The sequence below is a fragment of the Olivibacter sp. SA151 genome (genome assembly GCF_054130995.1).
The window spans coordinates 3,316,797-3,333,536 of sequence record NZ_CP096391.1; the positions used below are offsets into that span (position 1 = coordinate 3,316,797).

At 41.4% G+C, this 16,740-nt stretch carries 13 protein-coding genes and 1 tRNA gene; 9 read left to right on the forward strand and 5 right to left on the reverse strand.

The features are described 5' to 3' along the window. The first annotated feature begins 89 nt into the window (after positions 1 to 89). The 3 genes from M1D52_RS13725 to M1D52_RS13735 all read left to right on the forward strand — a co-directional run bounded on the left by M1D52_RS13725 (position 90) and on the right by M1D52_RS13735 (position 6,322). Positions 90 to 3,551, forward strand: a complete 3,462-nt coding sequence (locus M1D52_RS13725) for a SusC/RagA family TonB-linked outer membrane protein (protein WP_437392814.1) — start codon at positions 90 to 92, stop codon at positions 3,549 to 3,551. A gap of 125 nt (positions 3,552 to 3,676) precedes the next feature. Beyond that, complete coding sequence (locus M1D52_RS13730) at positions 3,677 to 5,068, forward strand: SusD/RagB family nutrient-binding outer membrane lipoprotein (protein ID WP_437392815.1); 1,392 nt, start codon at positions 3,677 to 3,679, stop codon at positions 5,066 to 5,068. Positions 5,069 to 5,092: 24 nt separating this feature from the next. Then, the gene (locus tag M1D52_RS13735; protein ID WP_437392816.1) at positions 5,093 to 6,322 is read left to right on the forward strand and encodes an alginate lyase family protein; all 1,230 of its coding nucleotides are present in this window, start codon (positions 5,093 to 5,095) and stop codon (positions 6,320 to 6,322) included. Between the two features lie 237 nt (positions 6,323 to 6,559). Here M1D52_RS13735 and M1D52_RS13740 read toward each other — a convergent pair. Together M1D52_RS13740 and M1D52_RS13745 are read right to left on the reverse strand one after the other, a co-directional pair. Then, positions 6,560 to 6,633 (reverse strand) — tRNA-Arg (locus M1D52_RS13740). 69 nt (positions 6,634 to 6,702) lie between these two features. Then, positions 6,703 to 7,056 (reverse strand): DUF488 domain-containing protein, encoded by a 354-nt coding sequence (locus M1D52_RS13745; protein ID WP_437392817.1) that lies wholly within the window; start codon positions 7,054 to 7,056, stop codon positions 6,703 to 6,705. A 203-nt stretch (positions 7,057 to 7,259) separates the two neighbouring features. Here M1D52_RS13745 and M1D52_RS13750 point away from each other — a divergent pair, with 203 nt between their 5' ends. The 4 genes from M1D52_RS13750 (at position 7,260) to M1D52_RS13765 (ending at position 11,706) form a co-directional block, all read left to right on the forward strand. Beyond that, entirely contained in the window at positions 7,260 to 8,216 is a 957-nt protein-coding gene (locus tag M1D52_RS13750) for a formylglycine-generating enzyme family protein (protein ID WP_013666712.1), read from the forward strand. A gap of 36 nt (positions 8,217 to 8,252) precedes the next feature. After that, on the forward strand, positions 8,253 to 9,575 hold the full coding sequence (locus M1D52_RS13755; RefSeq protein ID WP_013666711.1) for a Gfo/Idh/MocA family protein: 1,323 nt from the start codon (positions 8,253 to 8,255) through the stop codon (positions 9,573 to 9,575). A 12-nt stretch (positions 9,576 to 9,587) separates the two neighbouring features. After that, positions 9,588 to 10,637, forward strand: a complete 1,050-nt coding sequence (locus M1D52_RS13760) for an FAD:protein FMN transferase (protein ID WP_437392818.1) — start codon at positions 9,588 to 9,590, stop codon at positions 10,635 to 10,637. 148 nt (positions 10,638 to 10,785) lie between these two features. Next, on the forward strand, positions 10,786 to 11,706 hold the full coding sequence (locus M1D52_RS13765) for a hydroxypyruvate isomerase family protein (protein ID WP_013666709.1): 921 nt from the start codon (positions 10,786 to 10,788) through the stop codon (positions 11,704 to 11,706). Positions 11,707 to 11,763: 57 nt separating this feature from the next. Here the strand turns inward: M1D52_RS13765 and M1D52_RS13770 are convergent, their stop codons facing one another. From M1D52_RS13770 to lepA, 3 genes are all read right to left on the reverse strand, one after another. Continuing rightward, entirely contained in the window at positions 11,764 to 12,159 is a 396-nt protein-coding gene (locus M1D52_RS13770; protein ID WP_437360612.1) for a hypothetical protein, read from the reverse strand. Positions 12,160 to 12,408: 249 nt separating this feature from the next. Continuing rightward, entirely contained in the window at positions 12,409 to 13,293 is an 885-nt protein-coding gene (locus M1D52_RS13775; RefSeq protein ID WP_437360610.1) for a bifunctional 5,10-methylenetetrahydrofolate dehydrogenase/5,10-methenyltetrahydrofolate cyclohydrolase, read from the reverse strand. A gap of 96 nt (positions 13,294 to 13,389) precedes the next feature. Then, complete coding sequence (lepA, locus tag M1D52_RS13780; protein WP_013666706.1) at positions 13,390 to 15,177, reverse strand: translation elongation factor 4; 1,788 nt, start codon at positions 15,175 to 15,177, stop codon at positions 13,390 to 13,392. A gap of 151 nt (positions 15,178 to 15,328) precedes the next feature. Between lepA and M1D52_RS13785 the strand changes: the two genes are divergently transcribed. Then, positions 15,329 to 15,526 (forward strand): hypothetical protein, encoded by a 198-nt coding sequence (locus M1D52_RS13785; RefSeq protein ID WP_437360608.1) that lies wholly within the window; start codon positions 15,329 to 15,331, stop codon positions 15,524 to 15,526. Positions 15,527 to 15,836: 310 nt separating this feature from the next. Further along, positions 15,837 to 16,721, forward strand: a complete 885-nt coding sequence (locus tag M1D52_RS13790; protein ID WP_437360606.1) for a fructosamine kinase family protein — start codon at positions 15,837 to 15,839, stop codon at positions 16,719 to 16,721. Positions 16,722 to 16,740 lie beyond the last annotated feature (19 nt).

Here is a 16,740-nt window from a genome sequence, read left to right on the forward strand (position 1 = left end):
ATAAGCCAGTAAAGGAGGGCGATCCTCTACTGGCGAAACTGGCTTCGTTTACATATTATTTTGGCAATAGTCAACAAAACCATCATCAAATGTACCAATTATTTATCAATAAACCTGGTTTTGGGTCTTACTTTGGACCTTATATCCATAAATTAGCCTTGACTATGCGATTAACCATCGTGCTATTAATAGTCTCCCTCATGCAGGTGAGTGCCTCCACATTCGGCCAGCAAATCACTATGAATTTAAAAAAAGCTTCGTTGGAAAGTGTTTTTAGAGAAATCCGAAAACAAAGCGGTTATAATTTTTACTACGATACTGATGTGCTTGCCCAACAGCAGCACATTAACATCGTAGTATCTAAAAAAAGTATTGAAGAAACACTTAATGTAGCCCTTAAAGGGCTGGCACTGGAATACAACATTACCGGAAAGTCCATATCAATAAAGAAGAAAGAACCTTCATTGACGGATAAGGTCGTTAGCCTACTTTCCAGGAATAGCCGTACACAATCTACTATTTCAGGTAATGTTCGAGATGATAAAGGTGTAGGTTTGCCTGGCGTTAATGTTCGTGTAAAGGGCGAGCCAGGTGGTGTGGTTACGGGTGAAGATGGTAAATTCAACATAGCTTATTCAACACAAAACCCGGTTTTGTCCTTTTCTTGTATTGGATACATTTCGCAGGACATACCTGTCGAATCCAAAACAGTGCTGGAAGTTGTGTTGCAAGAATCATCTCAAGGATTAGATGAAGTAGTAGTTACAGCATTTGGCATAAAAGTGAAAGAAAAAGCACTAAGTTACGCTGTACAAGAGGTGGGAGGTGATGCTGTTTCGAAAGTAGGGAATCCCAATGTTTTAAATGGCCTACAAGGCAAAGTTGCGGGGGTTATGATCAGGCAATCAAGCGGTTCGCCCGGAAACACACCAGCAATTAATATCAGAGGAAGCAGGTCGATGACGGGTAGCAACGAGCCATTATATGTAGTAGATGGGCTTCCTATTTCCGGGAGAATTATCGATATCAATCCGAATGAAATCGAATCATTAAGTGTATTGAAAGGGCCCACAGCGGCAGCTTTATATGGCCTCCGAGCCTCAAACGGCGTAGTGATCATTACTACCAAACGTGGCGAATCAAATGCCTTAGGCAAACCGAGTATTACCTTTGAGTCGGGCGTAAACTTTGATAACGTCACTAGATATCCGAAACTGCAAACTACGTATGGTCAAGGTTCAGCTGGAAAGTTCGGGCCCTTTGATGCCAATTCATGGGGTCCAAGAATCGATGAAATGGGCGTCTATACCAATCAGTTAGGGCAACCAGAAGTAGCAGCAGTTTATGATAATGCCCGTGATTTTTTTCAAACCGGAAAAACGTACAACATGGACCTACAGATCGCCAAACGCATTGAAAAAGGAAATATGCTGCTTGGTGTGGGGCATAGCAACCAAGATGGGGTCGTTATGAACTCGGGTTATAAAAGATATACGGTAAATGTGGCCGCAGATTACGATCTAACCCCTAAGTTTACGGTAAGTACAACCATAAACCTCACCTCTTCGAATACTTCTTCTATTGTAGATGGAGGCGGTAATTCCGGTGTGTTAAATGCCGCCTACTTTTCACCGGTAACTTATCATTTAAAAGGCAAGCCAATCGCGCGTTCAGATGATCCATATAACCAAATCAATTTTAGGACATCGCATGATAATATTTATTGGTCTATACAAAATAATTCCAACCGGGCCACTTCCTTAAGAACTTTTGGTAATGTGCTTCTAGACTATAAACCGATTGATTGGCTTTCCTTCACTTACAGGATAGGTTTAGATTATGGCCAAACGGATGCGAAACAAGTTTATTCACTCGGATCAGGATTCACTGGAGGAAGAACGACGCCACCGAGTGGCGGCAGCATACTAGACCATATGCGAACTTCACGTCATTTTAACTCGAACTTCAATGTTACGTTCGATAAACAGCTGGGAGAGGATTTCCATATCAACTTTTTAGCGGGAAACGAAGTTTTTGACAGGAAAGAAAAGAGCCTTTCAGTAACAGGTACCGATATCATCATCGGTGGTTTCGATCATATTTCTAATACATCTACACAGCGGACCGCGCAGACTATTGAAAGACAACGTATTGTTGGCTTTTATGGAAATTTATCACTCGCTTGGAAAGAGATGCTTTATTTTAATGCAACAGGTAGAAATGATATCGCGTCAAATATGCAACAAGGCAATCGTTCATTCTTTTATCCTTCGGTTGGCTTAGCTTTTGCCTTTACAGAACTGTTTCAAACATCAAAACTCGGCATACTTGACTTTGGAAAGATCCGGGCAAGTATGGCAGAGGTTGGGCAGGTCGGACCGATCTATGTAGCGAATTCCGTTTTCGTTAATGGCACAGCAGACAGTGGTGATCAATCCGGCTCTTTTATGTTCCCATTTGAGGGTATTACCGGATTCACAATCGATAAAACCCTAATCAGCAGTGATTTAAAACCTGAAAACACGCGAACTATCGAGTTTGGTTTGGATCTCAGATTTTTGAGGAATAGAATAGGTCTGGATTACACCTACTACCAATCTAAATCAAGTGGGCAGATCTTTCGAGTGCCTGTTGCTACCTCAACAGGTTACGCTTCTGAACTTAGGAATGCCGGGCAAATGTCTGTAAAAGGCCATGAAATTGTATTAACTACGAGACCGATACAAACCAATAACTTTAGCTATACGCTAACAACAAACTTCACCTCATATATTAATAAAGTTATCAGTCTGGCTGACGGAATCGCCCGTTTAGAATTGGGAGGGTCACGTGCGACGATCGTTGCGGAAGTTGGACAGTCTTATCCATCTCTTCGTGGTTTTGGTTATGTCAGAGATAGCAAAGGTAACGTTGTCGTCGATTCGAGAGAAAAATTAGCGAACGGAAGTGTAAATTCAACCTATGGAATGCCATTACGATCTAATGAAGAGATCATTTTGGGCAGTGTCGTGCCGGATTTTGAATTTGGGTTTGTAAACCAGTTTAACTACAAGAATTTGTCTTTATCTGTGCAGATTGATTGGAGAAAGGGTGGTAAAATCTCATCTGGCAGCAACCGTTTGGGCAAACTATATGGCAGTTTGATTGAGACTGAAGATCGTACGTCAGACTACATTTTCCCCGGCAGCAAGGGGTATTTTGATGCCAGTGGACAATTGAACCTGGTAGGTCCCAATGACATAAACATCGTTAAAGGGGAGACTTTTTACCGGGTAAACCAGGACCCGATCATAGAAGCGAGTGTGTACGATGCTACATTTGTCAGATTGAGAGAAGTTCGCCTTGCCTATGACCTGCCCGCGAAGTGGATAAAGAAAACCAGTATTGCTAATGCTAGTGTGTATTTAACGGGACGCAACCTCTGGCTAAGCGCTAAACTCCCTTACTTTGATCCGGAACTAAACAGTGGAATAGGTAATGCGCAAGGGGAGGAGTACATGGCTTATCCTCAGGTGATGAGTTTTGGTGGAGGGGTGAGGGTAACTTTTTAAACTAAGATCGAACTTTATGAATATGAGACCATCGTGGTTTATTCAAACCACAAAGGGGAATGAATAAGTCTGATACCTGCCTGCGGTAGGCAGGGCTTCATCATCGCTAAAAAACAATTAAAAAGATGAAAAATATAGCTATTGCAGGTCTATTGATTGTATTTTTGAATTCTTGCTCAGAAATGGAATTAAATAAAATAGACACCAATCCAAATGCTCCAACCGACGTGCCGTTGAAGCAGCTTTTACCTCAGGTAACCATGAACACGGTTTATGCCATCGCTGGTGGCTATACCGCTAAAGGGGTATCTACCTATGTAGAACATACTACGAGCGTTCGGTTGAATACCATTGATCCGCCAGATGTAAATGAGTCGCTTTGGACACGTGTTTATTATGGATTAAATGATCTGAACAGGTTGATGGAAAAAGCCAAAACTGAAGGTAGCCTCATTTACCTTGGTATTGCTCAAGTATTATATGCCCATGATGTCAGTCAGCTTACAGATATGTATGGCGACGTGCCGTTAAGTGAGGCGGTTTTAGGAAGTAAAAATAGAACGCCCAAATTCGATGCACAAGAGGAGATATACAAATTTATTATTAATTTATTAGATGAAGCGATCGTAAATTTAGACGATACCTCAGGCAGTAATCCTATGGAGTTAGATCTGATATTCGGAGGAGATGTTACACTTTGGAAGAAAACCGCCTATGGATTAAAAGCTAGGTTGTATAACCGCCAAAGTATAATCGATCCCCAGGGATCCGCAACATTAGCTATCGCCGCGGCAGCAAAATCTTTTGTCAATCAAAATGAAGGGTTTATTTTTAAAAGATATAGTGATGGGACTGCCTATGACAATCCTTGGTCAGGCATCCAGAATTCACAGGAATTGTTTGCTGTATCTTCAACCGTGTTAAAAGTCATGGAAGGATTTTCCGGTACTTTGGTCGAAGATCCAAGATCGGAAAAGTGGTTCTCTAAAATTGGTGAGAAAGTAGTTGGTGCACCAAGCGGAACCAGTACTTTTGACCAAGGCCACCTGATATATTCCCAACCTTCAAGGGTGAATGTACTATTCGGTGCAGCACACCAACCCTTGCTTACATTTGATGAAGTGAAATTCATCGAAGCTGAAGCGCAACTTAGATTAAACAATAATATAGATGCGCTTGCTGCATACAAGAGAGGCATTCAGGCAGCGATGAGCAGAGCTGGCGTTTCTGCTCCTGAAGTTGAGAAGTATTTATTAAAGCCAACAGTGCTTCCGCCGCCGCAAGATTTAACATTCGAAAATATCATCTGTCAAAAATATCTTGCTTTCTGGCTATACCAACCATTTGAAGCGTTTAACGATTATCGGAGGACTGGCTTTCCATTGATGAATAATCCAAAGGGGACGGTAAAAAGATTACCCTATCCAAATTCGGAGGTGAGCAGAAATCCCAATACGCCTTCAAATATTAATGCAACAACCATGTACACCATCCCCGTGTGGTGGGCGAAAAAATAAATTACGAATTTAAATAACAACGCAATGCATCTTGCTAGAAAATTATTATTATGTATTCTTTGTTTCCTCTACCATGTCCTTGCTTTTACTCAAGAGACTACGAATATAAAAAAAATAGTAGACGAGGCACTTGAACAATCGAAGGTTGCCTCTTTAAAGCGGCTCATAGCGGATGCGGATCTGACGCTAAAAGTTCAGGCCTTGTCGGTGACAGATAATCCGCCCATGCCAGCCAGTAAAGATATACATGATTATTACAGTTGGTCGCCGTACAGTTGGCCTAATCCGAACGCTAAAGATAGTTTATCGTATATCACCAAAGATGGAGAGACAAACCCCGAAACCGAAAAAGTGTCTGATAAACCATTGCTTCGCAAAATGTCGGTCTCAGTTCATACATTGGCACTTGCTTATCATTTTACAAAAGATAAAAGATATGCACAAAAATCCGCTGAATTGATTAGGACGTGGTTCTTAAATCCTAAAACCAAAATGAATCCCAACTTGAATTTTGGTCAGTGTAAACCAGGTGTAGAAGTGGGCACGCCCACAGGCATTATTGATTCGAGATGGTTCATACTGGTGATTGATGCTCAAGAGATGCTTCAAGGGGCTGATGTGTTCCAAGAAGCAGAAAGAAGGGAACTGAAAGTATGGTTCAATACCTTTTTGAATTGGCTGTTAACCAGTGAAATTGGAAAAGAGGAAGGGAAGGAGAAAAACAATCACGGAACTTGGTATGCTGCCCAAACGGCTTATTATGCTTTATACACCGGCGATAACCAACTAGCGACAAAAATAGTTAGCGACAGCAAAAAGTTTTTTGATACCCAGATCGATTCAATGGGTCGGCAGATATACGAACTGAACCGCACTAAATCCTACGATTACAGTTTGTATAATGTGCATGCGTTGATAACCTTGGCAAAGGTCGGTAGTAAAGTTGGCATTGACTTATGGCATTACAATACGGACAATGGAAATTCTAAAAATATATTAGAATCCATTAAATACCTTGCAGGTTTTGTCGAGCCTGGTTCGATATGGCCGTTTAAACAAATTACCGATAAAGCTATTAGCCTGGATGTTGATGATGGCGGTCATTTTTCCGTCTATTATCCTTATGATCTATACAGCGCGCTATTATCTTGTTATCACGTGTATAAAGATGCATCGCTACTGCATTTATTAAGGAATTTAAGTGAAGGGGTAGGGAAAGAAAATCGGGCAAATCTTTTAGTTTTCAGGAAATAACACATAGACGAAAATCTCCAACTTCAGGCGATGTGTAATCTATAATCTTTCTGTCCGCATCCCTGCTAAACGAAAAAGGTCTCAGTTTTCACTGAGACCTTATGTACCCCGGAAGGGATTGTCGGCGTCCCTGTTGGCCCGCACTCGGCCCGCCGAGAAAGTGTTCGAACCCGACCGACCCTTCTGTTCGCATCCCTTTTAAATGACAAAAGTCTCAGTTTTCACTGAGACCTTATGTACCCCGGAAGGGATTCGAACCCCTGACCCACGGTTTAGAAAACCGTTGCTCTATCCAACTGAGCTACCGAGGCATGCTCCCTAAAAGCGATGCAAAGCTAATAAAATCTTTTATTTCCTACACATTTTAGACAAATATTTTTTCAAAAATAGGCCTCTAAATATTCCTTTAAGGCTTTTGCATTGTTATGTTCTTTATTATGAGCAGCATAAAGCAAGGTAATCACTTCATGCCTCTTTAACTCGTTAATGATTTCTTTTGATTCATTATTGCCACTGATCTCTCGATAATAATCTCTTTTAAATTCATCCCAACTTTCCGCATCTTGATGATAACGTTTCCTCAAGTCCGTTGAAGGTGCTAAATTTTTCAACCATTCATCAATTTGCGCACGTTCTTTTTTAATACCTCGTGGCCATAGCCGATCAACCAAAATCCGATAACCATCCGATTTATCGGGTTCATCATAAATGCGTTTTATTTTAAAGTTGGGCATATCCTTTATATTTTCGAATCAACTTATTAACAGTTATTCGGTCGCATTGTGTTGAACCTAACCTATACAACCGATTGCATGTAACCGAAAGTGTTCAGCATACACAATTATTTCATATAACTCTTGTATATCTTCCAAAATATGACTTATTTAGTGGACTAATCAATGCAAAACTAATTAAGCAGAGCCAATTAAAACAACAAATGAATAGAAAACTTGCCATTTTATCCATTCTAACATTCACAAGTTTCACTCTTTCCGCCCAAGAAGTAGCAGACTATACGCAAGCCATCAACGGAACCAAACTTAGCTTTCCGATGAAGGCCATTCCAAAAGGAGATTTTAAAATGGGAAGCGAAAATGGAAATCCTGATGAAAAGCCTGTTCACGAAGTATCCTTAGATGCCTTTTGGATAGGTGTTTACGAGGTTACTTGGGATCTTTTCGAACCTTTCCTTTATAAGGATTACGAAGTGACCCAAAGCATAGATGGAAAAGTTCCGGCCAATGTAGATGCCGTTACCCGTCCTACAAAACCTTACTTAGACATGACTTTTGGCATGGGTAAAGAGGGACATCCGGCAATCGCCATGACCCACTATAATGCCATACAATTTTGTAAATGGCTCTATGAACGAACCGGGGTATTCTATCGACTACCTACTGAAGCAGAGTGGGAGTATGCTTGCAGGGCCGGTAGTACAGGAAGCTATACTTTTGGAGATGACGCGAGCAAGCTGAGCGAATATGCATGGTTTACGGACAACAGCAATGGAACGACACATAAGGTAGGAGAGAAGAAGCCAAATGCATGGGGATTATATGATATGCATGGCAATGTATCGGAATGGACCTACGATCAATATGATGAGCAGTTCTATGCGTCGTCACCGGCTAAAAACCCGGTAAATAAACCAACTAAGTTATATCCCCACAGCGTACGTGGCGGCGCCTACGACGACGAAGCGGCTGCATTGCGCTCGGCAGCTCGCTTTGCTTCCGATCCGGCCTGGAAACAATTGGATCCACAGATACCAAAAAGCAATTGGTGGTTTCCGGAAGCACCTTTTGTCGGTTTTCGCTTGGTACGACCCGCTGTCCAGCCTGCTAAAGCCGAAATTGAAGCTTACTACAACCAAGCGCCTATACCAGATAAATAATCAATTAACAGATATAATAACAAACAATAAACCGAAATGAATAAATTAAATCTTCATCAACAGCGCCGGGATTTCTTAAAAACCTCCGCTGTCATTGCCGGCAGCACGATGTTAAGTAGCATTCCGTTCATGGGACATTCTTCCGTAAATGATACCATTAAGATTGCGTTGGTTGGATGTGGTGGACGAGGCACAGGAGCAGCCTCTCAGGCACTTTCAACCAAATTCAACATTCAACTTGTCGCTATGGCCGATGCATTTAGGGATCAACTGGATAACAGTTTCAAAGATCTTTCAGAAAAGTTCAAAGAAAAGGTCAATGTACCGGAAGATCATAAATTCGTCGGTTTTGATGCATATGCTAAGGCCATTGCCTTGGCGGATGTTGTTATCCTTGCTACTTCACCTGGCTTTAGGCCGACTCATTTCGAAGAAGCCATCAGACAGGGAAAACACGTATTTATGGAAAAACCGGTAGCCGTCGACGCACCTGGTGTGAGGAAAGTACTGGCAGCTGCTGAAGAAGCAAAGAAGAAAAAACTAAATGTCGTTGTCGGGCTACAACGCCGCTATCAAAAAAATTATAGAGAGGCAATTAAACGTATACATGCCGGTGAAATAGGCGACATTGTAGGCGGCCAGGTTTACTGGAATAGTGGAGGGGTGTGGGTACGACCGCGCAAGCCGGAACAAACTGAAATGGAATATCAAATGCGTAACTGGTTTTATTTTAACTGGCTCTGCGGCGATCATATAGTAGAACAGCATGTTCACAATATCGATATTGCGAACTGGGTTAAAGGTTCTTATCCGGTATCTATACAGGGTACAGGAAGCCGGGCTTGGCGTACCGGAAAAGAATACGGTGAAATTTATGATAATCATTCGATTGAACTTACTTATGCTGATGGTTCGGTTATTTACAGTCAATGCCGGCATTTCGAAGGAACGCAGAACCGAGTAGATGAAACTTTCTTTGGTACGAAAGGAAAGGCCTATTTATCAGCGGGAAACACAGGTAAACTGTGGGATCATCAAGGCAACTTACTGTTTAATCACCCAACAAAAGGCCAGGCAAATCCCTATCAAACAGAACACGATGAGTTGTTCGAAACGATCAGTAAAGGGGAGTATAAGCATTGGGATGCGGAATATGGCGCTAAAAGCACCCTTACCGGCATTATTGGGCGTTATGCTACTTATTCCGGTCAAGTAATAAAATGGGACGATGCATTAAACGCCAACAATTCCCTCATGCCCGAAACGCTAGCTTGGGATGCTAAGCCAAAAATATTACCGGATGAAAATGGCCTTTATCCTGTAGCTCAACCGGGATTATTTCACTGGGAAAAAGCATAATATAGGCATCTTATGAGCGAAACAAGCACGACTAATACTTGGCAAAAGCTTTCTTTTTCCCTGTTTACGCTATGCTTGTTTTGCTCTTTCTCCGAACCTTCCCTCGAAGAAGATAAACATTGGATAACGGGCTATGCTCAAGGTACTAGCTATCAAATCACGTACTACAGTCCTTTACCTAGTATTCGAAAAGAAAGTATTGATAGCCTACTGGCAGGCATTGATAGCTCCATGTCGATCTACAAACCTTACTCGCTGATTAGCCAATTTAACAACAGTGAAAAAGGGATATCCATTGACGCTGATTTTCGCAAGGTTATCGAAAAATCACTACAAATAGCTCAGGAAACCGAGGGTTTATTTGACGTTACCGTAGGCCCGCTAGTAGAAGCCTGGGGTTTTGGCCATGAGGCAATAACGCATTACCCCGATAGCTTGGAAATTGCCGCTATTAAAAAGTGCATTGGTTATACTAAATTAAAATTGAAAGGAAATTTCCTCCATAAGGCAAGGCCCTGTGTTAAGATAGATGTGAATGGCATTGCCCAAGGATATAGTGTCGACAAAGTGGCAAATTACCTGGTAGAAAAAGGAATAAAATCATTTATTGTCGAAATAGGGGGAGAACTGCGTATTCATGGCAAAAAGAAAGATGGTAGTGCTATGAAAATTGGCATCGAAGGTCCTGCCGAAAATAACGATGAACCGATTATTCGACATGTCGTAGCACTAAGTCAAGGCGCTATCACCACCTCGGGGAACTATCGAAAGTTCAAACAAAACGGATCCAAAAAAATTTCGCATCTTATTGATCCGCGTACGGGCTTTCCACTGGATAACGAACTAATAAGTGTTACGCTTTATGCAGAGGATGCAATAACCGCTGATGGCTATGATAATGCGGTAATGGCGATGAGTTTAACAGATGCCCTTAATTTTGTAACAAAACGCCCTTCACTGGAAGCGTATATTATTTATCATGATCAGCAAGGAAATGTGCTGGATACCATGACCAATGGATTTAAGCAATTTTTGGTAGAGGAAGATAAAGGATATAGATAGAAGACATAAGACAAAGGGAACCATAGACATAAGATAAAAGATAGAAGACACAGGATTAATTATAGACATAGGAAAAAGATCTAAGAACAAAACAAGGGAGAAGGACATCATGCTTGATACCTGATACCCGATACTTGACACAAAAAAGATGAAAAGAAGCGAATTTTTACAGAAAGGATTAATGGCTACAGGCGCACTGGTTGCCGGTAGTTCGCTAACAAGCAACGCGTCCACGCAAACGGTTAACAAAGCCGCAAAAACCTTCAATCTAAATTATGGACCACACGATGGTATGTTTAAGAATCTGGCAGGCAATAATTTTTTAGATCAGATTCAGTTTATGTACGATCAAGGCTTTCGGGGTATTGAAGACAATGGTATGTCGGGTAGATCGCCGCAGGAACAGGAAAAAATAGGTAATTTATTAGCAAAATTGGGCATGGCAATGGGAGTATTCGTCTTAAATAAGGGCGGAAACGGTGCAAACACCTTGGCTGCGGGAAAAAAAGACCACATCGACATCTTCTTAAAGGGTTGTCATGAAGCGGTGGAGATATCAAAAAGATGCGGCGGCAAGTTTACTACTGTTGTGCCGGGCGATTTTGCAAGAAATCTATCACTGGATATGCAAACAGCACACGTTATCGACGCGCTACGGAAGGGCGCAGAAATACTTGAACCGCATGGCATCGTCATGGTGCTGGAACCCTTGAGCGATACACCCGATTTATTTTTGCGTACTTCCAACCAAACCTATCTTATTTGTCGTGCGGTAAATAGCCCCTCTTGTAAAATACTGTATGATATATATCACATGCAACGGAATGAAGGCGATTTAATAGCGAATATGGAACGCACCTGGAGCGAAATTGCTTATATACAAACGGGAGATAACCCCGGCAGAAAGGAGCCAACTACGGGCGAAATCAACTATAAAAACATATTCAAATACCTTTACGAGAAGGGTTATAAAGGTGTTGTCGGAATGGAACATGGTGTCTCCGGCAGCGGCAAGGACGGCGAACAACGGTTAATTGAAGCCTATCGCGAAGTTGACGCGTTTATGTAAATAAAATGGGGCACTGAATCAGTGCCCCATAGATTGGTTATAAATGTAAAATACCGATTATTTCTTTGTACTATCCTTTTTCAAGCTTTCCTTGATATTATTATAACCTTCCTTCGTCTTGTCGGCTACTTTATTTGCTGCATTCTTAATATCCGTTCCGGCAGCTTTAGCAGCGTCGCCTACATCTTCCTTCGCAGCGTTCAGGTCGTTTTTAATATTTTCTCCGGTCGTCTTAGCATCCGCCTTTGCCTCATCTGCAGCAGCATTAATATCACTTTTTGCTTCTTCTCCAGCTTCTTTCATACTGTCAATGCCCTGATCTATGTGCTCGCCAAGTGTAGTTGTATCGGCAACAATCGTATCCGAAGTACCTTCACCACTATTGGAGGAATTATTGCAGGCCGCGAATGTAAATGCCAACGCCAAGGCAGCTAATAAACTTAATTTTTTCATTTGAATAAATTGTTTTTGTTTACATTTTCAGACATAACAATAAAAATGCCAGATTGTTTATAGAACCCGTTACTACTAATATTAACATATAGTTGTTAAATAGTTGAATTGTTATGGTTGGTTGTCAAATAGTCGAGTTGTTAAATGGTCCTATTTTTTCTACAGTTTTTTTCGTAACAACGATCAACCGACCACTAATAACTAATAACCAACAACTAATAACTAACAACTAATAGCTAATACGAACAACTAATAACGATAAACCTCTTTCTTAGCTGCTGCAAGTGTATTTTTCAACAATCCAATAATCGTCATTAAGCCAACACCTCCGGGTACGGGTGTGATATAAGAAGCCTTAGACGCTACCTGCTCAAAATCGACATCTCCAAACAGTTTATAGCCGGATTTTGTCAACGTGCTTACTTCCCGATTGATTCCCACATCAATGATGATAGCACCTTCTTTCACCATATCTGCTGTAACAAAATTCTTTTTACCAATAGCGGCGACAATTAAGTCAGCACGTAAAATTTCTTCTTTTAAATTCTTAGTACGGCTATGTGTCAATGTCACGGTACAATTGCCGGGCTGTGCGTTACGTGCCAATAGAATGCTCATCGGACTCCCAACAATATTGCTTCTTCCTACAACTACCGCATGCATACCCGCAGTTTGAATGCCGTAATGGTCTAACATAAGCATAATGCCGTAGGGAGTAGCAGGAATGAAACAGGGAAGGTTCCGCTGCATCCTTCCTAAATTAACCGGATGGAAGCCATCCACATCCTTACGGTGATCGATAGCTTCGGTCACCACTTCCGGATCAATATGCTTCGGTAAAGGAAGTTGCACAATAATACCATCAACCGCCTCATCTTGGTTGAGCTCTTTTATTTTCTTAATGAGTTCCTCTTGTGTAATATCATCTTCATAGCGAATATTAGTGGATTCGAAACCAACTTGCTGGCAATTTCTCATCTTACTGGCTACGTAAGTTTCACTACCACCGTCATGGCCTACTAAAATCGCCACCAAATGCGGTTTCCGACCGTTTGAAGTCAAAAACTCTGCCGCTTCCCGAGCAATATCCTGTTTAATCTTCTCAGATACAAGTTTACCGTCTAGTAATTGCATTTCTTATTAGTTATAAGTTATCGGTTATTCGTTATTGGTTATAATGCAGTTAATTACACAGCTAATAACTCATAACGAACAACAAATAACCAAAGATTAATCTAATTTCAACACCGCCATAAAGGCCGATTGAGGAATTTCCACATTTCCAACCTGGCGCATTCTTTTCTTACCTTTTTTCTGCTTTTCCAACAGCTTGCGCTTACGTGAAATATCCCCTCCGTAACATTTAGCCGTTACATCTTTTCGCAAGGCACGTACATTCTCCCGCGCGATAACCTTAGCTCCTATAGACGCTTGGATGGCAATCTCAAATTGCTGCCTTGGTAAAAGCTCTTTCAATTTCTCACAAATCTTTTTTCCGAACTCGTAGGCATTGCTTCGGTGAATAAGCGAAGAGAGCGCATCTACCGGTTCTCCGTTTAATCGAATGTCTAATTTAACCAAATCCGATTGTCTATAGCCAATTTGATGGTAGTCAAATGAGGCATACCCTTTCGAAATGGTTTTCAGTTTATCGTAGAAATCAAATACAATCTCACCCATTGGCATTTCAAATACCAATTCTACACGATCCGCAGTTAAATAACTCTGGTTAATAATAACTCCTCTTTTTTGGATACAGAGTGACATAACAGGTCCGACAAACTCCGACTTGGTAATGATATTAGCTTTGATAAAAGGTTCTTCTACAAATTCTAATTTACTGGGATCAGGCAAATCAGAGGGGTTGTTTACCTTTATCTCACCATCTTTGGTCGTATGAGCAATGTAGGAAACGTTTGGAACCGTTGTGATAACAGTCATATCAAACTCCCGTTCCAAACGTTCCTGAATAATTTCCATATGGAGCATTCCCAAGAAACCGCATCGGAAACCGAAACCAAGGGCAGCTGATGATTCGGGTTCAAATACGAGAGAAGCGTCATTCAGCTGCAATCGGTGCATGCTCTCTCTTAACTCTTCGAAATCTTCCGTATCTACCGGATAAATTCCGGCAAAAACCATGGGCTTAACCTCTTCGAATCCTTTGATTGCCTCTTTGCTCGGACGGTTTACATGGGTAATTGTATCACCCACTTTAACTTCACGTGCCTCTTTTATACCGGAGATAATATATCCTACATCTCCCGTACGAATAACGTCTTTCGGCACCTGGTTGAGTTTCAGCGTTCCTATTTCATCGGCCGTATATTCTTTACCTGTTGCGATAAATTTGACCTTATCATTCTTTCTAATTTCCCCGTTTTCTACCTTGAAATAAGCCATAATTCCGCGAAAGGAGTTAAAGACGGAGTCAAAAATTAAGGCTTGGAGGGGGCCATCCGGATCACCTACGGGTGCCGGTACGCGCTCAACAATTGCCCGAAGGATGTCTGAAACACCCATCCCTGTCTTTCCCGACGCAGGAATAATATCTTCGCGTTTTCCACCGATCAAATCCACAATCTGATCCTTTACCTCCTCGGGCATTGCTCCCGGTAAATCCATCTTATTCAGAATGGGAATGATTTCCAAATCGTGTTCCAAAGCCAAATACAGGTTGGAGATCGTTTGTGCCTGAATCCCTTGGGAAGCGTCCACAATCAGCAAAGCTCCTTCACAGGCGGCAATCGAACGGGACACTTCGTAAGAAAAATCGACGTGCCCGGGTGTATCAATCAGGTTAAGAACATAGTCCTGTCCATCATAATTATAATTCATTTGGATGGCATGGCTCTTAATCGTAATTCCACGCTCACGTTCCAAATCCATATCGTCCAAGAGCTGCGCCTGCGCCTCTCTCTGTGTGATAGTATTGGTGTACTCCAATAAGCGATCTGCCAAGGTGCTCTTCCCGTGATCGATATGTGCAATGATACAAAAATTGCGAATGTGCTTCATGTAGGCAATAATGCGTATTAAACGGCAAAGATAAATTATTAACCAGAATATTTACCATCTCTTTTACTTTTTCTCCGGCAAAACCGTGTCTTACAAAAAAGAACGTTTATTTTAAATAATTTTTCATTTAATATAATGTTCTTTATCCTTGATGATAAAGAACCAAACAATCAAGGCTCTGCAGGCTGCCTTGCACCTGATTGCAAAGCATTCATGGCGCGTATTGGAGCCGTTTCACTTCCTCAATCCGCTTGGATATTGCGATATGAACGATGGTGCACATGCTTTGCTGCTCGTTGCTTCGGTATCCTCCAAGGCCGATTTTCCCCACGCACAGGGCTATATTTAGGGCTGAAGAAATGATACGTCTGGTTAAACGCATCATTCGTTGGCTTTGGAAAATGTCGCCTAGGAAATTTGCGGTCTGCACCTTGATGCGCTACCGTTTGTAGCAAATTTCCAAGCGACGAGTTTTTGCGTCACTTTTTGCGGAAACCACGAAGTAGCATGAGTACCTTTTAAAACAAACAATAACGAATAAAAGTGACAAAGAAAAGGTTCTTTTAAAACTATCAAAATCACATAAAATTTAAAACCCCTACCTTATTTTCTCCTTTTTACATACATTTATCCATAGGTTTATTCAACAAGTTCAAAAAATGTTTTTATCGGTTGATTTTATAAAAAACTTAGAGGAAGTCATAAGTAAGTTGATCGGCACTAGCTTTCAAATCCTCCATATGTTACCGGTATCCGGAGGTGATATCCATCGAAGCTATCAAATCCAGGGGCACCGGGAATCTTTTTTTATTAAAATCAATGATGCCGATACCCTGCCGAATATATTTGTATTGGAGCGGGAAGGCTTAAAGCTGCTAAAACGTGTGGGCGGAGCCGTAGTACCGGAGCTGCTGATAGCAGGTCAATTCAATAGGGATGCTTTTTTGCTTATGCCATGGATAGAAAAAGGCGATAATAGTAAGAACGCACAAGCGAATCTAGGCCGCATGCTCGCTTTTGTCCATAAAAACAGCCACGATTATTTTGGTTTAGAATACGACAATTATCTAGGTTCATTACCTCAATATAATCGACCGCATATATCCTGGTCAGATTTTTTCATTGAAGAGCGTTTAAAAAAACAACTGGAACGAAGTGAATCAAAGGGGCTGATAGACAACATATTACATCATAAATTCGAACAACTCTTCCAGCGACTGCCTTCTCTTTTTCCCACTGAACCGCCCGCTTTATTACACGGAGACCTTTGGAATGGAAATTATATGGTCAATCAAGCAGGAGTACCTTTCCTGATCGATCCGGCAGTTTATTACGGGCATCGCGAAATGGACCTTGCATTAACGCAACTTTTTGGTGGATTCGATCAAGTTTTCTATGACGCTTATCAAGAAGTTTTTCCCTTGGAGAAGGATTGGAAGAAACGAATCGATTTATGGAATCTCTATATTCTATTGTTCCATGCCAATGTCTTCGGAGGAAGTTACCTGAAACAGGTAGCGCATATAATCGATAAATATAGCTAGCCAATAATGTAATGAGAGC

Bases quoted from the DNA above. Each gene is read 5' to 3' on its own strand.
- M1D52_RS13725 (WP_437392814.1), top strand. From the start codon at position 90: ATGTACCAATTATTTATCAATAAACCTGGTTTTGGGTCTTACTTTGGA.
- M1D52_RS13730 (WP_437392815.1), top strand. From the start codon at position 3,677: ATGAAAAATATAGCTATTGCAGGTCTATTGATTGTATTTTTGAATTCT.
- M1D52_RS13735 (WP_437392816.1), top strand. From the start codon at position 5,093: ATGCATCTTGCTAGAAAATTATTATTATGTATTCTTTGTTTCCTCTAC.
- M1D52_RS13745 (WP_437392817.1), bottom strand. From the start codon at position 7,056: ATGCCCAACTTTAAAATAAAACGCATTTATGATGAACCCGATAAATCG.
- M1D52_RS13750 (WP_013666712.1), top strand. From the start codon at position 7,260: ATGAATAGAAAACTTGCCATTTTATCCATTCTAACATTCACAAGTTTC.
- M1D52_RS13755 (WP_013666711.1), top strand. From the start codon at position 8,253: ATGAATAAATTAAATCTTCATCAACAGCGCCGGGATTTCTTAAAAACC.
- M1D52_RS13760 (WP_437392818.1), top strand. From the start codon at position 9,588: ATGAGCGAAACAAGCACGACTAATACTTGGCAAAAGCTTTCTTTTTCC.
- M1D52_RS13765 (WP_013666709.1), top strand. From the start codon at position 10,786: ATGAAAAGAAGCGAATTTTTACAGAAAGGATTAATGGCTACAGGCGCA.
- M1D52_RS13770 (WP_437360612.1), bottom strand. From the start codon at position 12,159: ATGAAAAAATTAAGTTTATTAGCTGCCTTGGCGTTGGCATTTACATTC.
- M1D52_RS13775 (WP_437360610.1), bottom strand. From the start codon at position 13,293: ATGCAATTACTAGACGGTAAACTTGTATCTGAGAAGATTAAACAGGAT.
- lepA (WP_013666706.1), bottom strand. From the start codon at position 15,177: ATGAAGCACATTCGCAATTTTTGTATCATTGCACATATCGATCACGGG.
- M1D52_RS13785 (WP_437360608.1), top strand. From the start codon at position 15,329: ATGATAAAGAACCAAACAATCAAGGCTCTGCAGGCTGCCTTGCACCTG.
- M1D52_RS13790 (WP_437360606.1), top strand. From the start codon at position 15,837: ATGTTTTTATCGGTTGATTTTATAAAAAACTTAGAGGAAGTCATAAGT.